The sequence below is a fragment of the Ruegeria sp. YTSC003 genome (assembly GCF_059609785.1).
Map to the genome: position 1 here is coordinate 73,850 of NZ_JBXWMK010000012.1, position 22,454 is coordinate 96,303.

A 22,454-nucleotide genomic window follows, 5' to 3' on the forward strand; every position below is an offset into this window, starting at 1 on the left:
CGGCCTCAGCCATTTTCCAGTGTGACCGGCAATTCGTAACCATGCTGTTTCAGCAAGGCATGACGTTTGGCTGTCTTCAGGTCCTCGGTGATCATTTCAGCGCACATCTGCTGAACCGTCAGTTCCGGCTCCCAGCCCAGTTTGTTTTTGGCGTTCGATGGATCGCCAAGCAATGTTTCGACTTCTGCCGGGCGGAAATATTGCGGGTCGATGCGCATGATCACGTCACCAGGTTTCAATGCAGGTGCACTATCGCCTTCGACGGACTTGACAGTGGCAACTTCATCGACACCTGTGCCTGAGAATTCAAGCGTCACACCCAGTTCAGCGGCGGACCATTCGATGAACTGACGCACCGAATACTGTACACCCGTTGCAATAACGAAATCCTCGGGGGCGTCCTGTTGCAGCATCAACCATTGCATCCGGACATAATCCTTGGCGTGCCCCCAGTCGCGCAGGCTGTCGATGTTGCCCATATACAGGCAGCTTTCCAGACCCTGGGCAATGTTGGACAAACCACGGGTGATCTTGCGCGTCACAAAGGTTTCGCCCCGGCGCGGGCTTTCATGATTGAACAGGATGCCGTTGCAGGCATACATGCCATAGGCTTCGCGATAATTCACTGTGATCCAATAGGAATACAGCTTGGCCACCGCGTAAGGTGAGCGTGGATAAAACGGCGTTGTTTCACGCTGGGGTGTTTCCTGGACCAACCCGTACAGCTCGGACGTAGACGCCTGGTAAAAGCGCGTGTTTTTCTCAAGACCCAAGAACCGGATCGCTTCAAGCAGGCGCAGAGTACCTATCGCATCGACATCGGCTGTATATTCCGGCGATTCAAAACTGACCGCCACGTGGGACTGCGCGCCAAGGTTATACACTTCGTCCGGCTGCACCTCTTGAATGATGCGCGTCAGGTTCGATGTGTCGCTTAGGTCACCGTAATGGAGGTGCAGGCGCGGATTGGGCACATGCGGGTCCTGATATATGTGGTCAATACGCTGTGTGTTGAACGAAGACGCACGGCGCTTGATCCCGTGAACTTCGTACCCTTTTTCGAGCAGAAATTCGGCAAGATATGATCCGTCCTGCCCGGTAATACCAGTAACCAATGCTGTTTTTGTCATAGCCGAATTCCGAGAATATCTGATTTGCTTTTTTGCAGCCTCTGAAACAGCAATAAACTCCTGAATGCAACCCTGCGCCGCGGTCGGGCTTTGATTTCACATGAGTTGACCGACGCCTGCGCAAATAGTTTCAGGTCGACGCGTACAGAGGCACCGATCCCTTTGCGCCTTCCGAAAGCGCTTTGCTCTGATCGCTGCGAACCTTTTCATACAGCGCTAGCGCATCGGCAGAAAACAACTCGGTTGGTGGCTCAACGTGAACAAAGTTGCTTTGGCCGTCCTGCCCGCGCGCGAGCATGGCATAGTCTCGCTCTGCAACCAGCTGCTTGGCATTCGGGTTGAGATAACGGATAGCAAGACCAATTCGCCGGTCACCCGATTGATTGGGACCCGAACCGTGGATCGTCAGCCCGTGATGCAGGGACATCTGCCCTGGTGCCAATTCGATGTGGGTCTTGTCTTCCTCGGCGACATCCACTGCAACCTCTTGTCCGCGCGACAGAAGATTGGTGTCTGAATACGTATCGTTATGCGGAAGGATCGGGTTCTTGTGGCTGGCGCGCACAAAATCCATGCATCCACTTTCGACCGTTGCCGGCGAAAGCGCAATCCAGGCGGTGACCTGATCCGGGGTTTCGCCCATCCCCCAATAGGTCAAGTCCTGGTGCATCCCAACGGTGTGGGCGGTGTGGGGTTCTTTGATGAAGAACTCGGCGGACCAGACCATGATGTCCGGCCCTAGAACACCTTCGACCACATCCAGAACACGAGGATTCATCGCGACCTGTGCCGCCAGCGGCATCACCAGATGCGCATTGACCCGTTTATAAGTGTTCAGCGGCAAGGGCAGGTCTGCGCCAAGCCAGTCCTGTTCTATCCGCTCAAGCTCAGCTCGGGTTGCGGCGGCCTCGTTTTCGGAAAAGATGGTTAGCGGGAAAAGAAACCCATCCTCCCAATATTTGTCGGATTGCGCCTGGCTAAGTGCGACGTCGCGCGTTGGGGTGCTTTCAGACATCTGGCATACCTTTTTGATAACTTGCTTTCCCAGAGTTTTTACCCTGCGATGCCCGCAGGGCGCTTATCCTACCTGCGACGATAAGTTCAGCTTTGCCTTTGGGGCAAGTCACCTCGCGTTTCATTTCTGACACGCTTTCGTGCTTTCAATGCTCCGACCTGATCCATGCTGATCCGACCCCGTGATTGGATCGAGGGCACCCCCTGCCCCCCCGGACCAAAGGAGTCGCACGTACGCCAAATACCGTAGTTCCCATTTCAGCATCCCAGCTGTGCAAAGACACCTGTGCTGCCCGCATTCACCAACCCGCCACCATCGCCGCAGCGGATAACACGGGTGTTCGGGTCTATCATCTCGGGCTGATCGCTATAGGCGATCAAACCGCTTCCCAGCACCGTATACAGCCCGCTGGGCTGGGGTTCCGAGAAATAGCCTTGGACCTGAACAATGCCGACCGCACCGGCGAACAGTCCGACTTCCAGACGCTCGGCCTCGATCCCTTCGCGTGTTGGCTGCCCGGCGACCCGGACAAGATCACCCGCCGACAGATGTTGCGGCTCAAGCCCACTGACAACGCTTGCCCCGATCACAGTCCGGTCCTGGGTGTCAGACCCAAGATATGTGCCGGACAACCGCGCCTGATGCCCATTGCTTGTCAGTTTTTCAATGTGTGAAGCGCGCACTGACTGACCTTGCCACAATCCGCTGATAGCGACCCAATCGCCGACCTGAATGTCTGCCCGCCGTTCGAACGCAACGTCGGTCCCAAGTACCGATATCGTGCCGTCCTGCACGCTAGACACTGGTCCGACCAGCGGCAGGACCTGACGGATGTGTTTTGCGTGCCACCCACCATTTTCCTGAGTTACAACAACCGCAACGGTATGACCCGGCTTCAACTCGCCCGCAGTGATCAGAGGAACCGAGTCGGCAACCGGCATGTGGCCATCGAACAAAATATGCTGCCCATTTACATGGATGCTGCCCAGATGGGTGATCGTGCCCACGATACCGGTGCCGATAATGCCACCTTCACGATCAGTTTCACCTTTGTCTTCGGCCTGAGTCGGAGCAGGCAGCCAAGACACCATAAAAAACGCCGCGAGCACACGAAGAAACACACCCATGCCTACTCATCCTCTTTCGTGTTTTTACTTGGCACCCTTTGCGGAGAGGGCAGGACAAAAGCGCCCATTGCAAACCGACCGCTGTGATCGCCGTCACTGTCCTTTTCCTGTAACGCGCGAGCGAGGGCATTGATTTCTAGCAACAATGATTGCGCCCGATCTGACGAAAATTGGCGCAACTCTTCAATTGATTCAGGCGACATATGAGAATACCGAACCGCGCGGTCGAAATTTCGCGGTACATCCGGCTCGGCCAGCAGGTTCTGTGTTGCCGCCGCAAGGTGCGCAGACAGTGTCGCCTCGTAGGCCGCCACTTGTTCAGCGCTGCCAGCAGAAGGAAGAAAGGCTTGGGACAACAGGCGAAGATTGCCTTTGCCGACCTGTTCCACGTTCTTTTGGTCGATCAAGGTTTCCAGAACGGTACCTGGGGCCATGTCCACACGCGCGCGCCGCACCAAATCATCAAATCCTGGGCCAGTTTCGTCGCCTTTGCGGCTCAGCAGCCGTGGCGCGCCCAAGTCGTCCAGAAATTCGGGCGTCGTCGACCAAAAGCTGATGACCAGTGCCGCCGCATTACAACTGCGTTTCAAAGGGGCATCATCGTCGGTGTTGCGCAGCCTTTTGACATCCTTGCGATGCAGGCCCGTCAACAGGCTGGCGCGGCTGTCGCTTAGCTTTCCGTCTGTGCTTTGCTCAGCTGCCGTCAGCAGGGCTTGTTTGAGCGCTTCGGTCGCGGTGCCAAGCGTGACCCCATGCGCAACCATTGCCTGCGCCAGTGGGACCAGCAACGCAGACAGGGCGGTTTCAAGAGGAGGTTTGGGATCATTCGACATTTGGGAACTCGTCACGGATTGGTAGTTGATAACATTTTCCTAGAATTAACGAATTCAACGCTTTCGTGTTCAAAATGTGATCGAATGTGATCTTTAATGGGAATTTTTCCCATTATCACTAAGGTGTGACCCCTTCTTGAACTGGAGAATGCCATGCACCTTATCGCAACCGATCCCCAGACAAACTACCCCCCCCTATCTCAAACCGATTTAACCCGCACAAAAAAACCGGGTGCGTTGGACGCGCTCAGCCCCGAAGATCAAGAGCTGTTTCTATCCTTTGGTTGGGGCCCGCAGGTTCCGCCACGCTATGCCACCATCGCCGACGCGCTGCGCCAGTCGTTGCGAGATCAACCCGATGCCACCGCGGTGGAATGCGCGGACCATAACCTTAGCTACCGGGCGCTGGACGAGGCCTCGAACCGATTGGCAAATGTCATGCGCGCCCATGGCGTGAAACGCGGCGACGCGGTGTGCCTGTTCCTGCATCGTTCGGTCGAAATGGTCGTAGGTATCGTCGCCGCCATAAAGCTTGGGGCCGCTTATATTCCGCAGCATGTCGGTGTCGCGCCGACGGAAACCTTACGCCATGTTGCGAATGTAACTGGTGCAAAAATCATACTCAGCCTGAGCAAACTGGCAGATCAAATCCTCGTTGGACTAGACCAGACCCTGATCACAATTGATACGACGATGTTCGACCCGATACTGGACGCCCCGGCCCCCGGCCCTGCTTATCGGGCCAGCCCCGACGATTTGGCGATGATAATGTTCACGTCCGGCACTACCGGCGTTCCAAACGGCGTACAGGTCAGCCATCAGAACCTGGCCAACATCCTGCTGACCGCCCCCGGGGATCTGGGGATGCGACCGGGCTTGCGGGTCGGACAGATCCTGTCGATCTCATTCGACATGGCAGCGTGGGAGATCCTTGGCGCTTTGTCCAATGGCGCAACTTTGGTGATCCGTGGCAAATCGATTCAGGAAACGGCCGAGAAGGTGGATGTGCTGATCGCCACGCCTTCGATCCTGAATGCACTGGACCAGACCCGCTGTACGCAGGTCAAAGCTGTCGCCGTAGCGGGCGAACCCTGCCCCCGACCGCTGGCCGATCGCTGGTCAACTTTTTGCACTTTCTACAATTCCTGTGGTCCGACCGAGACCACCATCATCAATACGGCCGAACCGCATCACCCCGACAAACCAGTTCTGTCGATCGGGCGCCCGACACCAAACAACACGGTCTATGTTCTGGACGACGACCTGCGCCCTTTGCCCATCGGCGAAAAGGGCGAGATGTGGGCTGGCGGCGATTGCGTCACAGCCGGTTACCTCGCCAACCCCAAACTGACGGCCGAGCGTTACCGACCCGACCCATTCCGGCCGGGACATATGATGTTCCGCACCCGTGATCTGGGACGCTGGACTAAGACCGGTGAGTTAGAGCATTTCGGGCGCGTTGACGACCTAGTCAAAGTACGGGGTTTTCGGGTTGAGCTGGACGGCGTTACATCCGCGCTTGAGGCCTCGCCCTGCTGTCAGCAGGCGGTGACGTTGCAATATGACAGCCGCAATCTGGTCAGCTTTATCTCACCGTCGTCGGCCTGCCCCAAGCAGGCGGCACAATCCGTCTCGGATCGCTTGCCATATTACTGCAGCCCCGCCGTTGTAGTCCCGATGGACACGCTGCCCCGCACTCCGCGCGGCAAACTGGACAAGCGTCTACTGCTGGATCTCGCGCGCACCCATATCGCGACAACTGGTGCGGAGTTGAGCTGATGACGACACAGACGACAAATCTTGACACAGGTGGCCTGAACTGGCGGCGGGTGACCCGCCACCCGGCCCTGATGGAATACCGCCGCCTGGTGATGCTTGTTGCATTGGTGAATCTGGCCGCCTTTGGGTTTGGATTGCGCGATGGGACTTGGTTCGCTGAGAATGCATTCACGCTCGGCCCTATTGCGGATATGGCGCTGATCAACCTCAGCCTCGGTATCCTGATCCGACAACAGCGGGTGGTCAACGCCCTGTTCTGGCTGGCCACACGCATTCCCACATCATGGCCACTTTGGATCCGTTGGGGGGCCGGCAAGGTGTTCCACTTTGGCGGGTTGCATTCCGGCGGCACCGTCACTGGGACCATCTGGTTCGGTTTTCTTCTGTTTGCGATGATTTGGAACCGCTCCAACGGCGCCGCCGTGCCCTCAGACCTGACACTGGGCCTGAGCGCCACAATGGTTGTCTTGATGACATTGATGGTGATTTCGGCCCTCGGCCCGATCCGCGCCCGGTTTCACAATGCATTCGAGAAAACGCACCGCTTTGTCGGCTGGACGGTTTTAGGATTGTTTTGGGCGCAGACGATCTCGATCACTAAGGACATGGGGGGCATGTTGTTGCACAGCCCGGCCTTTTGGATGCTCTGCCTGGTCACCTTGTCGATCCTGTCCCCTTGGCTGACCCTGAAACGCGTGAATGTCCGGATCGAAAAGCCGTCAAACCATGCGGTGATTGCGCAGTTTGACTATGGAGATACTCCGTTCCCCGGCAGTTCGAACGCGATCAGCCACACCCCGTTTGGCGAGTATCACTCATTCGCCAATATCCCATCCCCGGACCAGCCGGGTTACCGATTGGCCATCAGCCGTGCGGGCGACTGGACCGCGCGTTTTATCGACAATCCGCCCAAGAAGGTTTGGGTCAAGGGTATCACCACATCAGGTGTCGCACGGATCGAAGTGTTGTTCAAAAAGGTGGTGTATGTAGGCACCGGTTCAGGCATCGGACCGATCCTGCCGCATCTGCTGGCTAAAGAGGTGCCAAACCGCCTGATCTGGTCCACCCGCAGCCCACGCAAAACCTATGGTGACGCGCTGGTGGATGAGATCGAGGCCAACACCGAGCAGCCTTTGATCTGGGACACCGACGAAGACGGCAAACCGAACCTTTCGGCCCTTGCCTTGCAAGCCGTTCGCGACAGTGCGGCTGAGGCGGTCATCGTGATCTCAAACCAAAAGCTGACCCGCAAGGTAGTGCATGACATGGAAAGCCTTGGCATTCCCGCCTATGGCGCAATTTGGGATAGCTGATCATGTTTGAGACAATTGAAACCGAAACACGGGGGCGGGTCGCAACGATCCGCTTCAACCGTCCCGATCAGCTGAACGCGTTGAACACTCAACTAATGAACGAAGTCCTGGCCGCCGCGACCGCGTTCGACAAGGATCCCGGCATCGGCTGCTTGATCCTTATGGGCAGTGATCGTGCTTTTGCCGCCGGGGCAGATATCGGCGAGCTTGCGGTGCAAACCTACGCAACTATGCAAGCAAGTGACTACTTTGCCGAATGGGATAAGTTTGCAGCGCTTCGCCTGCCCAAGGTGGCGGCGGTCAGTGGCTATGCCTTGGGCGGTGGATGTGAAGTTGCGCTGATGTGTGACGTCATTCTGGCCTCGGGCACTGCCAAATTCGGCCAGCCCGAAATCAAAATCGGCTGCATTCCCGGCATTGGTGGCACGCAGCGGCTTACACGGCTGATCGGTCGTGCCAGAGCTATGGACATGATCCTGACCGGGCGCATGATCGACGCGTCAGAGGCCCTGCAGATGGGCTTGGTCAGTCGAGTTGTCACGCAGAATACCCTTTTGGACACAGCACAAGAGGTGGCCGAAACCATTGCAGATTACGCTGATGATATCGTCAATATGGCGCGCACCTGCGTAAACATGGCCGACCAGAGCACACTTGAATCGGGTTTGCGGTTCGAGCGGCAGATGTATCACGCGCTTTATGGATTGCCGGCCCAACAAGAAGGCATGAATGCCTTTCTGGAAAAGCGAAAACCGCAGTTCAGGCGCAGGACCCTGTGATCTTATCCCACGTCGTTAATCACCGCTCGAAAAAAGAGCGGTGATATGACCAATCTTATCGCTTCAGTGCGTTTTCCCAGCCGTGCTATACTCAAAGTCGGAAACCTTGCGGGCCATGGATTCAGAGTCCACAACCAGGTTCGCAAAGATCGTTTCGACCCATGACAAAGCGCCCGAAGTCAGCAAGAACGTCTCTGGGATGACGATCCATTCGCCGATCCACATACCACCCGAACGTTCGTGTTGATGGGTGGTGAATTCGCCGATCTGTTCAGCCCGCTGTCGTCCAAGCCGGGCGACGGCCTCTCCGAATTCTGACGCGCGCTGGTTCTGTTTGTGCGCCATAGCCGAAGACGCGCCTTTACCGGCTTCATGCACCTCGGAACATTCGGAAATATCCGATGAAGACAACAGATTGACGTTATGCGAGATCTTGCACAGCGTCGCACACAGCCCTCCCAGCGCAGTTACAACATCGGCAAGCCCGTCACGGGCGTTTTGCCAATGGGGTTCAACTACATTCAGACCCAAAGTGGCCGCAACGCCTTCCTTGATGCGATGTCCGGTCCCGTTTTCGTAACCGCGCAGATCGCCAACGGGGCCACCAATCTGGGCATTCAAACCGCGAACGCCCGCTTCTTCCAACGCTTGTGAACGCCGCTGCAGTTCAACTTTCCAGACGGTCAGTTTGGTTTCAGCCCGAATAGGCAAGGCATGCTGTCCATTCGTGCGACCGATCATGATAGTATCACCAAGCTGATCGATGTGTTGCTCAATAGCGGTGGTCAGTCTTTGCAGTCCGGTCTGGATGTGCTCCAGACCGATCTTCATTTGCAGGGCCAGAGCGGTGTCCATAATGTCCTGCGTTGTCGCCCTATAGTGGACCTTTTCCGCATGGTCGCCGACCTGCCTTCGCAATTGTTCGACAAGACCAACGATCGGGCGCCCGACAAGCATCATGTCTTCGTGCAACCGCTCGGTATCCAGATTGCAGACTGACACCGCATCCAACGCATCTGCAGCCTCTTGCGGGATTAGGTTTTCCAACGCCTGGTGATGGGCCAGTGTCTGTTCAACCTTCAACCAGGCCGAGATCGTGGCGTGTTCCGACCAGACGGACCGCATATCGGCGCTGGAAAAGCAGTCGCGATAGAGGGAGTGCTCAAGCATCTTCTAATGCTCCCTTCGCGATCTTGCGCTCTTTCATGATCCCGCGGATACGGTAGGCAATTGCCCCTGCGCCGATGACCAGGAAGGCCAAAGCGATCGGACGTTCAACGAAGATCAGGGCGCCACCCTCCGACATCAGCAACGACTGACGGAATGTCTCTTCAGCACCTTTGGCCAGCACGAACGAAATGACAAATGCCGCAACGTTGAAGTCGTATTTCCGCATCAGCCATCCGGCAAAGCCCGCGCAAGTCATGACTGTGACGTCAAACATTGATCCACGTGCAGAATAAGCTGCGACAAACGCGGTCAGGAAGATCAGCGGGTACAGGACATTGGTCGGGATCTTCAGGATAATTCGCGCAACCTGAGTGGCACCGAAGTAACCGATCAGACCATAGGCCACGATACCCAACATCCCGCAGGCGAACAGTTTGTAGACCAGCTCTTTGTCGGTCAGGAACAGGGTTGGTCCGACCTGGATGCCGTGGATCAGGAAAACACCCAAAAGGATCGCACCAATTGTCGAACCCGGGATGCCCAGCGTCAGCAGCGGGGCCATCGACGGACCGGACACCGCGTTGTTTGCAGCTTCGGGTGCTGCGACACCTTCCAGCGCGCCCTTGCCCCACTTCTCGGGATTTTTGGCGCGGCGTTTGCCTTCACCGTATGAAATGAAGGCCGCAATAGCTGAACCCAGACCTGGCAGCACACCGATGCCTGCACCGATGAAGCCACCGCGGAACGCATGGGGCAAGCAAGGTTTGTACTCTTCCCATGTCAGGCTGTTGCCGTCTTCCGTGCTTTCATTTTCTTTGGTTTCACCGGTTGCCTTGCGGCGCGTTTCCAACTGGGCAAAGACCTCTCCCAAAACGAATACACCGATCATCAGGGGCACAAGGCCAATCCCGTTGGACAGGTCGAACGAGCCAAAGGTATAGCGCTCTTCGCTTGAGATTGGGTCCAATCCGACCATGGCGATCAAAATACCCATCAGGGCAGATGCCAATCCTTTGACGATTGAGCTGCCGATGACCGAACCGATGACCACGAAGGCTGCAAAGTAGATCGCAAAGGTTTCTGGCGGGCCAAGCTTCAGGGCAATAGCCGCAATGAAACCGACACCGACGACCAGCAGGATATCCCCCATGAGGTCACCGATGACTGATGATATGGTCGCGACCTTCATCGCCTTTCCAGCCTGCCCAGCGCGCGCAAGGGGATAACCGTCAATCTGTGTCGCGGCACTGGCCGCAGTGCCCGGCGTGTTGAACAGAATTGCCGCGATCGATCCGCCATAGCGACCGGATTTACCGATCACATACAGGAAGGCGAGCGCGAATAGTGGCGACATGTAAAAGGTGATGGGCAGCAGCATGGCAATCGCTGCCGATGCGGTCAGACCGGGCGTGGCCCCAACGACCATGCCCACAGCTGCGGCCAACACGATGGCAAACAGCAAACTGGGGTCGGTTATGACCGAAAGAAGTGCGGGAAAAATTTCCATGACGATTTACCCCTGTATCCAGCTGAGCAGGTCAAAGACCTCGCCATAGGGCGGGTACACACCAAGCAGCACAAAAAAGATGAGGTGGAAGATCAACGGGCACAGAACGACGGAAACCGCCAGACCGATCCAGCTGCGAACTCCGAAGAAGTACAAAACGACCGGCGCAGCGATCGCTGTTGGCAAAAGATAACCAAACCAGCGGAATGACTGCTGATAGATTAGGGCGATGATGAACAGACCGATGATCTGCAGGGTTGCGCCGTTATCCTGTTCCTGACCGGTATCGCCAGCCGGTTGACGGACGGCACCTAACAGTAACAGGCCGGAAAGAAACAGCAGTGCGATGGATGCTGAAAATGGTACGATGCCAGCCCAGGTATCCCCTGGCGAAGCTGCTGGCACTTGCCAGGCGCCCCAAATGGCAACGATGGAAATAAGGGCAAGCACAAGGCCTTCTGCATAGGCGCGCATATCGTTCCTCCCTGATTGCGTTAGATACAAAAAGGCCGGGGGAAGAATATCCACCCGGCCCCGAGGACTTTAGTTGGTCAGACTTTCGACCAGGGGAGCGGCGTCCTCTTTCATGGCGGACAGCGTTGCTTTGGCGTCCGCACCATTCTGATAGACCGGGCCTGTTCCGCGCGAGGCCAGCAGTTCGGCAAATTCGGGTTTCGCGGCGATCTGCTCCAGCGCAGTTTCCATCGCGGCAACGACCTCGGCCGGTGTGCCCTTCGGGGCGAACACGATCACCGGCGAAGAAACAGCGGCAAACGGGATGCCCAGCTCACCAAACGCAGGCACGTCCTTCATGATGCCATCACGTTCTTGGCTGTTGACCGCCAGGGCGCGAAGCTGCTCTTCAAACCCGGCCAGTTGCTGAACACCTAGGAAACCAAAGTCAGCCTGTTCACCGATCAGTGCCGCACGGGTCGGTCCGCCACCTTTGAACGGTACGTCCTGAGCTTCGATGTCGTTACTGGCCAGAAAGCCCATGCCGCCAACGTGGTGGAAGCCTCCGCGACCCGAATGGGCCCAACGCAGTTGACCGGGGTTGGCTTTGGCCGCGTCGATCACGTCCTGAACGGACTCGAACGGGCTGTTCAGCGGCACCATCAGCGACGTTTGCAGCTGACCGACCTGAGCAACAAACTCAAAGCTGTCCAGCGCATCTATATCGGTGTCACGTGTCATGGTCGACAACAGGAACGAACCGCCCGAAGTCATCATCAATGTATAGCCGTCAGGGCGTGCACCCACGACCGAGTTCGCACCATTCAGACCGCCCGAACCGGGCTTGTTCACGACGACAACTGGAACGTCCAGAATGCCTTCGGCTGCTGCCGAAATAGCGCGGGCATAAGCGTCTGTACCGCCGCCGGCTTTGTAAGGAACAACCAGGTTGATCGGACGTTTCGGCCAGTCGGCTGCGAAACTTGCTGTTGCTGTTGCAGTCACGGTTACTGCCGCCAGAACAGCAGTGAGAATTGTTCTACGCTTCATAGCATCCTCCCTAAGATGCGATCAAAATTAGCTTAAATTCAGTGTTAATAAAAATGCAAAGATGTTATCTTATCTTGCAAAATCGTAAAGAGTCCGCCTAATGAATATCAAAGCCCTTCGCGCCTTTCGTGCAACCCTTTCCGAAGGAACGCTCGTGGCCGCATCCGAAATCCTGCACCTGAGTCAGCCTGCAATCAGCCGACTGATTTCCGGGCTTGAGGCAGAATTGGGCCTGACCCTGTTTGACCGCAGTGGCCGCAACTTGACGCCGACACGTGAAGGTTTGGCGTTCTACCGTGAAGCGGGGCGTATCTTGGACAACCTTGATGAAGTGCCCCGCATCGCTGCAGAGATCAAAGCCGGACGTACAGAAACACTGCGCGTGGTCACGATGCCGCGTATCGCCCGGGCAATTTCGGCCCCCGCACTTGCGATGTTTTTGCAAGCCCACCCTGATACAAACGTAACCTTGGATATCCGGGCGCGGCGCGAAGCCAGCAAATGGCTTGCCGGACGTGAATATGACATCGGCATCGGGGCATTGCCGGTCGAGCATCCGGGCGTCAGGACAAAACCCCTGCTGCGGGTCCGGGCGCAGGCTGTTTTGCCTGTTGCGCATGCATTGTCTGATCGCAAGTCGGTAACCGCCACTGATCTCGCCCGCGAGCCGGTCATTCGACTGATGAACGGGCTTCTATTACGCGAACAGCTTGATGACATCTTCCGGTCTGCGGGCGTCAATCCCAGACATACCTGCGAAGTCGCGGCGTCCCAGCTTGCCTGTTCGCTTGTCGCGGAAGGCGCCGGTATAACCATTGCTGACGAGTTGGTCGCAGCACAGGAAACAAAAGAACGTCTGGCCCTGGTTCCAATCGCACCAGAGCGCTGGATGACCTTTGGTTTGTTGTACCCCGCAACGCAGGAGAAATCTCAGGCGCTTCAGGATTTTGAGGACGTCCTGTTTTGGCAGGCGTCCGAGCTATGCAAGAACAGCCCAACTTTGTCTCTTGCCTGACAGTCGTTGTCAGGCAGATTCAGGCCCATGTTCCATGCCATGCATAGGCCAAAGCAACGATTGCAACAGAGCCGATGCTCAAGCATCTTGAAACCCCCGATCCACGATCATTCATGGGCTGCGCGAATTGCGTGGCGCAGCTGACGGACACCAAAATGAAAAAGTTGAGCGCAATCGTCGCAGACTGCCGGGTCATCAATTTACCCGATAACAATAGCAGACGGCTTCATATGACCAACTTGATGAACAGGCACGACATCAGTTTTTCATTTTCAGAAGGCAGCGCCGGACAAAGCCATGCCTTAAACTGCGCCCGCGCCCACCTTGCAGCGCTTGAGACAATCAAAACGCTCCCGGCATTGGTTCTGGAGGATGATGTCTCCGCGTCGACCGAAGACCTGACCATTCCTGAAATTCCAAAAGATGCGGACGTTGTTTATTTGGGGGTTTCGCCCTTCGGCTGCTTTCCCTGGACACGTCGCTATGTTCAACGTTTCAGCCACCGCGCGTATTACAACCTTGCACTCGCTTCGACTGAGAACAGTAATTGGCTGAGGCTGCATTCTATGGCCGGCGCAGTAGCTATTCTCTATGTGTCACCAGCAGGTTTGGATGCGTGGCGGTATTCCGTGCGGGCGGCCATAAAACAGAGTAAGCCGTTTGATGTGTTCACCGCCTACAAGATGACTTCCCTGAACGTTTATGCACCTCATCGCCCCGTTTTTTACGAAGAACCCAGCCTGCAGCGCCCTCTTAAGCATGTTACCCCGGAACAAAGACTGCAATGGACGACAACACCCTTGTCGCCCGTCAAAGAAGGCACAATCGTCACTATGCCCACCAAAGGCGGGGCAATGCGCGCTCGGGCTGAAGTGTGCGGAGATAACCGTCTTGAATGGTCATTGCTTCAATGAGGTCGGAAAAGGGGTATTCTCAAGTTGCTGGCCACGTAATGTCAGTGTTGTTAAGTAAGGTGCGCCTGCTGATACCACCTTCGACACAACGCCTGGACCCACAGATTGCAACCAAGTCGGAGTGCCAAAGCCTTGACATGCCCCTTTGCAAGGAAACCAACGTCTTTTCAGTACAGCGTTGCAACCGATTGCAAACCCGACGCAATAAGGCGTAGTATTTTCCCATGAATTTGACTGAAAGCCACCCCCGAACCCATCGGTGCCAGCCATGAGTGTGACCCTCAAAGAAGTGGCCGCACTGGCCGGTGTATCTCGCTCTGCCGTATCGCGGACTTTTACCGAAGGCGCGTCCGTATCACCAAAGACACGTAGTAAGGTGGAGAAGGCTGCAGCCGAACTGGGGTACAGCCCAAACGCGTTGGCTTCTTCGCTGACAACCGGACGCACCAAGTTGATCGGTTTGATTTCTAACAACTTCCACAACCCCATTTTTCTTGAGGTCTTTGACCAGTTCACCCGCGCTTTGCAGGAACGCGGCCTGCGTCCGCTGATCGTGAACCTGACCGACGAAACCGAGCCGACAAATTCGGTCCGAATGCTGCGGCAGTATTCTGTGGATGCTGCCATCGTCGCCTCATCTACCTTGCCCCCCAGCTTTGCCAAGGCGTTCCACGATGCAGGTGTTCCGGTAGTGCACACTTTCGGTCGATCTGCGACGTCACCTGAGGTGCATGTTGTAGGCATAGACAACGTTGAATGCGGACGCATGGCCGCGCGCGAGCTGTCGTCGCGGGGGTATCGCCGTATCGGCTATCTGGGCGGCCCAAAAGATGCGACATCGGCGATGGATCGGTATCGCGGCTTCATGGAAGAAGTTGAAAAGCACCCGAAACTCGAAGTGACGCATTGCTTCGCAGGCGCCTATTCATTTGAAGCCGGGCGAGAAGAAATGCTTCAGCAACTGGCGGAAGGCCCTGCAGAAGGGTACTTTTGCGGCGACGATATTCTGTCCATAGGTGCCCTGTCCGCATTGTCCGATCACGGGCTGAAACCGGGCAAAGACATCGGCATCATCGGCCTGAACGACATGGAAATGTCGCGCTGGGAAAGCGTGGACCTGACGACGATTCATCAGCCGATCAAACAAATCATTACCGCATCCGTCGATCTGGTCGAAGAGATGCTGAAAGACCCCGAGCGTTACCCCGAGGCCCGTATTTTCCCCTGCCGTGTGATCGAGCGGGGCACATTGCGGCCCCGACCCTGATCAGCGAAACATCGGTGGGCGCGCGTCCGTCCATGCCCCGTCATTTTTCGCAGACGCCACTGCGGCATGCACGGCTGCGATCGACCGCACTCCGTCGGCAGGTGTAGGCAGACCATCACGCGCCTCTCCGCGAATAGCATCGGCAAGATCGCAATAGATGTTGGCGACGGCCAGCGGGAACCCTTCGGGATGGGCGATCGCCACACGGGACAATCGTTGCGCATCATCGTGAAGACCGCCTTCGCCTTTTTCGATGATCTGCGTGCGGCCACCTACAGGCGTATAGATCAACTGATTGGGCTGCTCGGACGTCCAGCGAAGACCTCCGGTTTCGCCAAAGACCTGAATGTCAAACCCGTGCTGCCGCCCAATCGCCACGGACGAGGTCCACAATCGGCCAACCGCGCCGCCCTCTGTCCGGAAGTTGACCATGGCGTCATCCTCGAGTTCGCGACTTGAAATGGTTGATGCCATATCCGCAGACAGGGACTTAACCTCATCATCGCTGATGAAACTGGCCATGTGCAGCGCGTGGATACCGCAATCCGCAAATTGGCCAGACACACCCGCCATCACTGGATCATAGCGCCAGCGAACGCGCGGGTTATCGGCATCGGTCGCGTCGCCATGGTGACCATGGCTGAAATTCGTCACGACCAGACGCACCTTGCCAATGTCCCCGGCGCGCACCATCGCGCGCGCCTGACGCACCATCGGATAAGCGGAATAGCAGTAATTCACCGCACAGATCCTGCCCGAAGTTTCCGCGACGCGGACAATCTCTTCGCCCTCTTCTACGGTCATCGTCATCGGCTTTTCGCAAAGCACATTGAACCCGGCCTTAAGAAACGATTTGGCAATCTCAAAATGGGTTGAGTTCGGCGTGGCGATCGTGACTAGGTCGACCCGGTCGGGACGGTCCTTTTCCCCGGCCAGCATTTCCTGCCAGTCGCCATAGGCACGGTCCGACGCCACTCCAAGTCGTTGCGCATATTCTCGCCCAACATCGGGTCGGTGATCCAAAGCACCCGCAGCGAATTCAAACATCCCATCCGCCAACGCTCCTAACCGGTGTGCGGGTCCGATCTGACTGCCTTCACCACCACCAATCATGCCCCATTTCAGCTTTGCCATGGTTCTCGTCTCTCTTAGATGATCTCTTAGTTTTTGTGTTCAGACAGTGCTGACGTCCTGCCACTGCCGTTGCTCTGACGATTTCAGCGCGGCGGCAAGGACGCAGTTGACCTCATGCCCATCACGGAATGTGGGCCAAATCGTTTTGCCCGTGTGAATGGCCTCAAGAAAATCTTTGGCCTCGATGATGATCTGGTCCTGATAACCTGTTCCATGACCGGGGCCCTGACAGAAAGGCTCATAATCGGGGTGCGCCGGACCCGTCAGGATCTTGGTGAAGCCCCTTTCTTCCTCTGGTCCTTCGCGCCGATAGAGCCACAGGGCGTTCTGATCTTCCTGATCGAACCGGATCGCGCCTTTGGTGCCTGTAATTTCATAGGCATAGCCCATCTTTCGTCCCGTCGCGATCCGGCTGACAAAGATATTTCCCATCGCGCCGCTGGCGAAACGGCACATGATCTGCGCGTGGTCATCATTGGTGACAGTGCCGCCTTGGCGTTCACTATGAACCGTTTCGACTTCGGCCATAACCTCGACAATCGGACCGATCAGGGCCAAAGCACCGTTGACCATATGTGGGGCAAGATCCCCAATTGTACCGTTGGCCATTCCGGACGTTCGCCATGTAGCCGGAGCGTCGGGGTCGGCATAGAAGTCCTCAGTATGCTCGCCGCGAAACCAGGTTATGTCCCCCAATTCACCGTTGGCGATCAACTGACGGGCAAACTGTGTTGCGGGCGTTCTGACGTAGTTGAACCCGACCATATTGGTGACGCCCGTGGCTTCGGCCGCGGCAACCATTGCGCGCCCATCATCCAAAGAAGATCCGAGGGGTTTTTCGCACAACACAGGCTTGCCCAAGGCTAACGCGGCCTCTGCAATCTGTCTGTGCGTTGTTTGAGGCGAGGCAATCACGACAGCATCCACTGCCGGGTCATTGACCAGCATAGACCAATCCGAGGTCGCGCGACGAAAGCCGTAAGCCGCGCGGTATCGCTCGGCGCTTTCGGGCGTGGAGGCGCAGATCATCTCAAGTCGTGGCCGCAAGGCTGTGTTGAACACTGCGCCTACGGCTGACATCGCGACTGAATGAGCTTTGCCCATATAGCCACCGCCGATTATTCCAATTCCGATTTCAGGCATCTGCAACGGCTCCGAACAATGTATTTGCAACCGGTTGCAAAATCAGTATCGTGTGAATCGATTCAACGCAAGGACCAACGATCCTCGCCAGCCCATTTTTGCCGGAGGACATGACGTGAGCGCTTTGATAGACGGTATCAAAGGAAACCGGTTCGCGGTCTTTGGACGCGCGGGCATGGACCTGTATGCCGATCCCGTTGGTGTTAAAAGCGAAGACGCCGACACGTTTCACGCCGATCTGGGCGGTTCATCGGCAAATATCTGCGCGGGGCTGGTCAAATTGGGCAGCCAGGCATCCTTGATCACTTCGGTCTCAGATGATGCGGTTGGCCGCTTCTGCCTGAATAAACTTGCTCACTACGGTGTAGACACGTCCTATATCCGCGTCGTCGGTGGTGAATACCGCATGTCTCTGGCCGTTTACGAAAGCCGGATCGAAGAATTCCAGAATGTCATCTACCGCAACGGCGCAGTCGACTTTCAGGTGACCGAGGATGACATGGACAAGGTCGACTACGGCAAATTTTCAGCCGTGATATCTGCCGGAACGGTGTTTGCCGCTGAACCCTCGCGCAGCGCCACGTTTCGCGCGTTCGACAACGCCCGCAAGGCGGGGTTGCCGGTGATCTTTGACATAGACTACCGCCCCTACAGCTGGCCATCACCTGAGGTCGCCGCAGAAGTCCTGTCTCGCGCAGGCGAAGCAAGCGATCTAATCGTCGGTAACGACGAAGAATTTGGGTTCATGGCAGGTGGCATCGACAAAGGTTTCGCCAAAGCTAAAGAACTGGCGGCGAAACCCGGCCGGATCGTGATCTACAAGATGGGCGAAAAGGGCGCGGTCACTTTGCTCGATGATCAGGAAATCGAAACCGGCATCTATCCCGTCACAGCAGTCAAACCCAACGGTGCTGGCGACAGTTTCATGGCCGGCCTGCTGGCCTCGATCGCCGCTGGAAGCGATCCTAAAGAAGCAGTTATGCGCGGCTCAGCCTGCGCCTCAATCGTCGTGTCCAAGCCCGGCTGCGCTCCGGCCATGCCAACAACTCCGGAACTGGACGCATTTCTTGCCGCCCATCCCGGCCCAACGACATAGGAACCTCTCATGCACATCGCTCCCTATGACAATCAGAACAAACCGATCGTCGACGCCGATGATCCAACGGTTCCGCTGAATTACTTCAACATCGTCAAACTGAAAAAGGGCGAAGCATTTGAATATCAGGTGCCCGGATATGAGACGTGTATCGTACCCGCCACGGGCAGTGTCGATATCGATGTAGAAGGCGAGCAGTTCGCCAAGCTGGGCAAGCGGGGCGAAGACGTCTGGGATGGGGATCCGGAAGGCGTTTATGTGCCGGTCGGCGCTAAGGTCCAACTGGTCTGCGTGTCAGATGAAACCGAAATCTTCATAGCGGGCGCTAAGTACGACAAGGTACTGGATCCGTTCGATGTGCGTGAACACGACCTTGTGCAATACGGCAGCGACGACACGAAAACTCATCGCAAAATCAAACACATCCTCGGCCAGAAACAGCACGACAAAGTGGGTCGCCTGCTGATCAGTGAGCTGTTCACCGTGGGTCAGGGCGGCTGGTCCGGCTTCCCCAGCCACAAGCATGACACGAACCGTCTGCCCGACGAGACGCGGCACGACGAGACCTACAATTTCCGTTTCAAACCCAACTGGGGATCGGGCCTTCAGATGTTGCAGCGTGAGGACAACGAACCGGGCGATGCGTACCACATCGTCGACGGCTCAACGATCTGCATCGACAAGGGGTACCACCCCTGCTGTGTTCTGCCGGGATACGAGATGTACTATTTCACCATCCTGGGCGGTCTGACTCAGCGTTCGCTGGTTCAGTACTTTCAACCAATCCATGCCTATCAGGTCGAGACCATTCCGGGCATCAAAGACATGATTGCCAAATTCAAATGACCCTCGCCACGCTCAAAGACGTCCTCACCCCCGCATACGAAAACGGCTACGCTGTTGGCGGGCTTGTTACGCTGGGATGGGAGGATATGCGCGCTTATGTAGCCGCAGCCGAGGCTGAAAATGCGCCGGTGATCCTACAAGCCGGCCCAAGCTGTCGCGAGCACACACCCCTGCCTGTTTTGGGCAAGATGTTTCGCTTCCTGGCCGAAAATGCCTCGGTTCCGGTCGTGGCCCATCTGGATCACGGTTATACATTCGAGGACTGCAAGATCGCATTGGACAGCGGGTTCACGTCGTTGATGTTCGACGGATCGCGTAAGCCATTGCAGCAAAACATCGACGAAACAGCAGCCATTGCAGAAATGGCCCATGCGGCCGGTATTTCCTGCGAAGGTGAGATCGGCTTTGTCGGCTATTCCGGCGGCGAAGGATCGAACGGGACAGATCCAAACGAGGCCGCGCAGTTCGCTCGTCAAAGCAGTGTGGACGCAATGGCCATCTCAGTCGGAAACGTTCATCTGCAACAGAACAAAGAAGGTGGTTTGGATGAGGTCCGCATTGCCGAAATCGACGCTGCGACAAGTGTTCCGTTGGTCATTCATGGCGGCTCTGGCGTGCCTGTGGAACAACGCAGCCGGTTGGCGCGGGAAACGTCGATCTGCAAGTTCAATATCGGGACAGAACTGCGCATGGCATTTGGCAACGCGCTGCGCGAGGCAGTCAACCGAGACCCTGACAGATTTGACCGCGTGACGATCCTGAAAGAGACCCACGACCCGGTTGAGGCGGCAGCCCGCATGGTCATTCGGGCCTTTGGTGCCCCCGCACAAAGGTAGGCATGGGCGTTACGCGTCTCGCTCCATGATCCATTCAACTTCGGGGGCCGGAACAAAGCGCCACTTGCGCAGCGGACCGGCCATAACATTCAGATAATACATCTCGAACCCATAAGGTGCGCCGCATGGGTGATGACCGCGGGGCACGCAAACAACATCGCCATCGGATACAGCCATAGTCTCATCCAAATGCCCATCATCGGTATAGACACGCTGAATCCCGAACCCATTCGCCGGGTTCAGACGGTGGTAGTAGGTCTCTTCCAGATAGGTGATCCGCGGAAAATCATCTTCATCATGTCGATGGCTGGGATACGATGACCAATGCCCGTTTGGCGTAAACACTTCGGTCACCAGAAGACTATCGGCAAAGTCCTCATTCTCCATCGCAATGTTGTTGATATAGCGCGTATTTACGCCCTTGCCGCGCTCGGTCAACGTAATGCCTTCGGGGCCGATGCGTCGCGCAGAGTGGCCACTCTTGCCCGGGGCTGTACACACCGCAATCACGCAATCCGTTTCGGCTGTGGCCGTCCATTCTGTGCCGTTCGGCAGATAAAGACAGTGTGGCGGCGTCTTCTCAAAAACGTTCATCCGATCACCCAGAACACCCCAGTCCCGCTCAGCTCCGGCGATGCGGGCCTTGCCCTCGACCACGACCAGAATGACCTCGCGATCACCCGTTGCCTCGGCCACTGTATCGCCTGCCCGAAGGTGGTAAAGCCCAAACCCCACATAGCGCCACCCTGCGCTGGCCGGGGTGATATCATGCACTTTTCCTCTGGTCCCAAAGGGCTTTTTGAGCAAGTCGGCCATGTGTTTTTCTCCGTGTGGGGCGGGCTTGAAATGCCCGCCCGTATTCCTTCAGGCAGCTTGCCTTGTTTGCAGCGCCGAGAATGTCTCGGCCAGTTGTTGTTCGGTCCAGCCTTCTGACACAGCACGACGCAAAATGTCGGCCTGACTTTCCGGGGCGTTGCCACCTACGGGCGGGTCCGTATCCAGATTGGTTGGGAAGGGATACCCCTCGGCTGTGGCAGCAATGGCCGCGTCCAATTCGGAAGCGACCAACGCGCCGCGCTGTTTCAACGCAACAAGCGACGGAAACACCACCTCGGACATAGACCGTCGGTCAACAACTTCCATTGCGCGGCCAAAGGCGGATGAGATTTGCAACAAGTTCGCCATCCGGTCGATATCCGCACTGCGATTTTCACCTGCCGCATGGAACAGTGCCGGATTGAAGAACACAGCATCCCCCTTGTCCAGCGCCAGCTGGATATAGCAGTCTTCGAAATGCGCGCGGTGGCCCTCGTCATGAAACGCCAGGTAGCCCGGCGGATAAAGCTGCGAGAACGGCAGCAGCTTGGTTGGCCCGCTTTCGACCGGCATATCGCAATGGGCGACCGCCCCCTGCAACGTCAGTGATGCCGTGACCAGATGTGCATGTGCGGGATAGCGCGCAGCACTTTCTGCGCTCTGAAATCCAAGGTGGTAATCCCTGTGCGCCTGCTGCGCGTTACCGCCTGGACGCACTTGATTGATCTGTGCCGTGACCTGATAGTTTGGCCCCAGCCACGCCTCGCAGGCTGCAGCAACAGCCGTGTTCCCGAAATAGAGGGCAAAGCCCTCGGGGTCGCGCAGGCATTGCTTTTGCAGGGCGTTCCAGATCCGATCATTGGCCCCGGACGCTGCAAAGTGGTCACCCTCTCCCGCGCCGCTTTGGCTTTCGTCAACTATGATCTGGCGAAAGACATCGGTTGCGCGGTCAATCACGGACGTATCGGCGAACGCACGTTTCAGAACGATCACGCCCGACGATTTGTCCAACACATGGCCCCACTCAGCCAGCAGAGCCTTACGCTTACCTACGTTTTCCAGCGCAGGGCGCAGCTCGTCCATGTCATAGACTGGAACGTTCTTTTCGATCGTCGTGGCGTACGGGACGACATCGGCTGTAAGGTTCTGCGAGGTCAACACCTTGAATTCATCCAGATCACAGGATTCCCGGTCGAAATAGCCGATAAAACCTAACTGTTGATCTACCATG

Annotated in this window: 21 protein-coding genes; 9 read left to right on the forward strand and 12 right to left on the reverse strand. The window is 56.7% G+C overall.

Features of this window, described 5'->3' with window-relative positions; translation table 11 throughout:
• Positions 1-5: 5 nt before the first annotated feature.
• The 4 genes from gmd to AC2FFH_RS19235 all read right to left on the reverse strand — a co-directional run bounded on the left by gmd (position 6) and on the right by AC2FFH_RS19235 (position 4,105).
• Entirely contained in the window at positions 6-1,130 is a 1,125-nt protein-coding gene (gmd, locus tag AC2FFH_RS19220; protein WP_496769252.1) for a GDP-mannose 4,6-dehydratase, read from the reverse strand.
• Between the two features lie 130 nt (positions 1,131-1,260).
• Entirely contained in the window at positions 1,261-2,145 is an 885-nt protein-coding gene (locus AC2FFH_RS19225; protein ID WP_496769249.1) for a phytanoyl-CoA dioxygenase family protein, read from the reverse strand.
• A gap of 257 nt (positions 2,146-2,402) precedes the next feature.
• Positions 2,403-3,272 (reverse strand): DUF5666 domain-containing protein, encoded by an 870-nt coding sequence (locus AC2FFH_RS19230; protein WP_496845105.1) that lies wholly within the window; start codon positions 3,270-3,272, stop codon positions 2,403-2,405.
• Positions 3,273-3,274: 2 nt separating this feature from the next.
• Complete coding sequence (locus AC2FFH_RS19235) at positions 3,275-4,105, reverse strand: DUF6502 family protein (RefSeq protein ID WP_496769246.1); 831 nt, start codon at positions 4,103-4,105, stop codon at positions 3,275-3,277.
• A 153-nt stretch (positions 4,106-4,258) separates the two neighbouring features.
• On the opposite strand from AC2FFH_RS19235, the gene AC2FFH_RS19240 reads away from it, so the two are divergent.
• Genes AC2FFH_RS19240 through AC2FFH_RS19250 form a run of 3 tightly spaced genes read left to right on the forward strand, consistent with a single transcriptional unit; the run spans position 4,259 to position 7,976 of the window.
• On the forward strand, positions 4,259-5,884 hold the full coding sequence (locus AC2FFH_RS19240) for an amino acid adenylation domain-containing protein (protein ID WP_496769245.1): 1,626 nt from the start codon (positions 4,259-4,261) through the stop codon (positions 5,882-5,884).
• Complete coding sequence (locus AC2FFH_RS19245; protein WP_496769243.1) at positions 5,884-7,197, forward strand: ferredoxin reductase domain-containing protein; 1,314 nt, start codon at positions 5,884-5,886, stop codon at positions 7,195-7,197. Before AC2FFH_RS19240 ends, AC2FFH_RS19245 begins: the two co-directional genes overlap by 1 nt.
• 2 nt (positions 7,198-7,199) lie before the next feature.
• Positions 7,200-7,976 carry an enoyl-CoA hydratase-related protein gene (locus tag AC2FFH_RS19250; protein WP_496725091.1) on the forward strand — a complete coding sequence of 259 codons (777 nt, stop codon included), beginning with the start codon at positions 7,200-7,202 and terminating at the stop codon, positions 7,974-7,976.
• A gap of 63 nt (positions 7,977-8,039) precedes the next feature.
• On the opposite strand, the gene AC2FFH_RS19255 is transcribed toward AC2FFH_RS19250, so the two are convergent.
• The 4 genes from AC2FFH_RS19255 to AC2FFH_RS19270 form a co-directional block, all read right to left on the reverse strand.
• Complete coding sequence (locus AC2FFH_RS19255; protein WP_496725093.1) at positions 8,040-9,146, reverse strand: lyase family protein; 1,107 nt, start codon at positions 9,144-9,146, stop codon at positions 8,040-8,042.
• The gene (locus tag AC2FFH_RS19260) at positions 9,139-10,653 is read right to left on the reverse strand and encodes a tripartite tricarboxylate transporter permease (RefSeq protein WP_496740357.1); all 1,515 of its coding nucleotides are present in this window, start codon (positions 10,651-10,653) and stop codon (positions 9,139-9,141) included. The genes AC2FFH_RS19255 and AC2FFH_RS19260 overlap by 8 nt, the downstream gene beginning before the upstream one ends.
• A 6-nt stretch (positions 10,654-10,659) precedes the next feature.
• Positions 10,660-11,127: a tripartite tricarboxylate transporter TctB family protein gene (locus AC2FFH_RS19265; RefSeq protein WP_109310957.1), complete on the reverse strand. Its 468-nt coding sequence runs from the start codon at positions 11,125-11,127 to the stop codon at positions 10,660-10,662.
• 69 nt (positions 11,128-11,196) lie between these two features.
• Positions 11,197-12,156 (reverse strand): tripartite tricarboxylate transporter substrate binding protein, encoded by a 960-nt coding sequence (locus tag AC2FFH_RS19270; RefSeq protein ID WP_472725086.1) that lies wholly within the window; start codon positions 12,154-12,156, stop codon positions 11,197-11,199.
• Between the two features lie 100 nt (positions 12,157-12,256).
• Here AC2FFH_RS19270 and AC2FFH_RS19275 point away from each other — a divergent pair, with 100 nt between their 5' ends.
• The 3 genes from AC2FFH_RS19275 (at position 12,257) to AC2FFH_RS19285 (ending at position 15,352) form a co-directional block, all read left to right on the forward strand.
• On the forward strand, positions 12,257-13,171 hold the full coding sequence (locus AC2FFH_RS19275; protein WP_282152132.1) for a LysR family transcriptional regulator: 915 nt from the start codon (positions 12,257-12,259) through the stop codon (positions 13,169-13,171).
• Positions 13,172-13,245: 74 nt separating this feature from the next.
• Positions 13,246-14,085, forward strand: coding sequence for a hypothetical protein (locus tag AC2FFH_RS19280; protein ID WP_496845106.1), 840 nt, complete (start codon positions 13,246-13,248; stop codon positions 14,083-14,085).
• Positions 14,086-14,353: 268 nt separating this feature from the next.
• A complete protein-coding gene (locus tag AC2FFH_RS19285; RefSeq protein ID WP_496706616.1) occupies positions 14,354-15,352 on the forward strand; it encodes a LacI family DNA-binding transcriptional regulator in 999 nt (332 codons plus the stop codon).
• Here the strand turns inward: AC2FFH_RS19285 and AC2FFH_RS19290 are convergent, their stop codons facing one another.
• Complete coding sequence (locus AC2FFH_RS19290; RefSeq protein WP_496845107.1) at positions 15,353-16,486, reverse strand: Gfo/Idh/MocA family protein; 1,134 nt, start codon at positions 16,484-16,486, stop codon at positions 15,353-15,355. It lies immediately after the preceding gene.
• A 39-nt stretch (positions 16,487-16,525) separates the two neighbouring features.
• Positions 16,526-17,629 carry a Gfo/Idh/MocA family protein gene (locus AC2FFH_RS19295; RefSeq protein ID WP_496845108.1) on the reverse strand — a complete coding sequence of 368 codons (1,104 nt, stop codon included), beginning with the start codon at positions 17,627-17,629 and terminating at the stop codon, positions 16,526-16,528.
• Positions 17,630-17,744: 115 nt separating this feature from the next.
• On the opposite strand from AC2FFH_RS19295, the gene iolC reads away from it, so the two are divergent.
• From iolC to AC2FFH_RS19310, 3 genes are read left to right on the forward strand one after another with little or no spacing between them, the layout of a single operon-like run.
• The gene (gene iolC, locus AC2FFH_RS19300) at positions 17,745-18,725 is read left to right on the forward strand and encodes a 5-dehydro-2-deoxygluconokinase (protein ID WP_496845109.1); all 981 of its coding nucleotides are present in this window, start codon (positions 17,745-17,747) and stop codon (positions 18,723-18,725) included.
• A 9-nt stretch (positions 18,726-18,734) separates the two neighbouring features.
• Positions 18,735-19,571 carry a 5-deoxy-glucuronate isomerase gene (locus AC2FFH_RS19305; protein WP_496769232.1) on the forward strand — a complete coding sequence of 279 codons (837 nt, stop codon included), beginning with the start codon at positions 18,735-18,737 and terminating at the stop codon, positions 19,569-19,571.
• Complete coding sequence (locus tag AC2FFH_RS19310) at positions 19,568-20,407, forward strand: class II fructose-bisphosphate aldolase (RefSeq protein WP_496845110.1); 840 nt, start codon at positions 19,568-19,570, stop codon at positions 20,405-20,407. Before AC2FFH_RS19305 ends, AC2FFH_RS19310 begins: the two co-directional genes overlap by 4 nt.
• A 9-nt stretch (positions 20,408-20,416) precedes the next feature.
• On the opposite strand, the gene iolB is transcribed toward AC2FFH_RS19310, so the two are convergent.
• Both iolB and AC2FFH_RS19320 read right to left on the reverse strand, forming a co-directional pair.
• Positions 20,417-21,223, reverse strand: a complete 807-nt coding sequence (gene iolB / locus AC2FFH_RS19315; RefSeq protein ID WP_496845111.1) for a 5-deoxy-glucuronate isomerase — start codon at positions 21,221-21,223, stop codon at positions 20,417-20,419.
• 48 nt (positions 21,224-21,271) lie between these two features.
• Positions 21,272-22,453 (reverse strand): phytanoyl-CoA dioxygenase family protein, encoded by a 1,182-nt coding sequence (locus AC2FFH_RS19320; RefSeq protein WP_496845112.1) that lies wholly within the window; start codon positions 22,451-22,453, stop codon positions 21,272-21,274.
• Position 22,454: the final 1 nt, after the last annotated feature.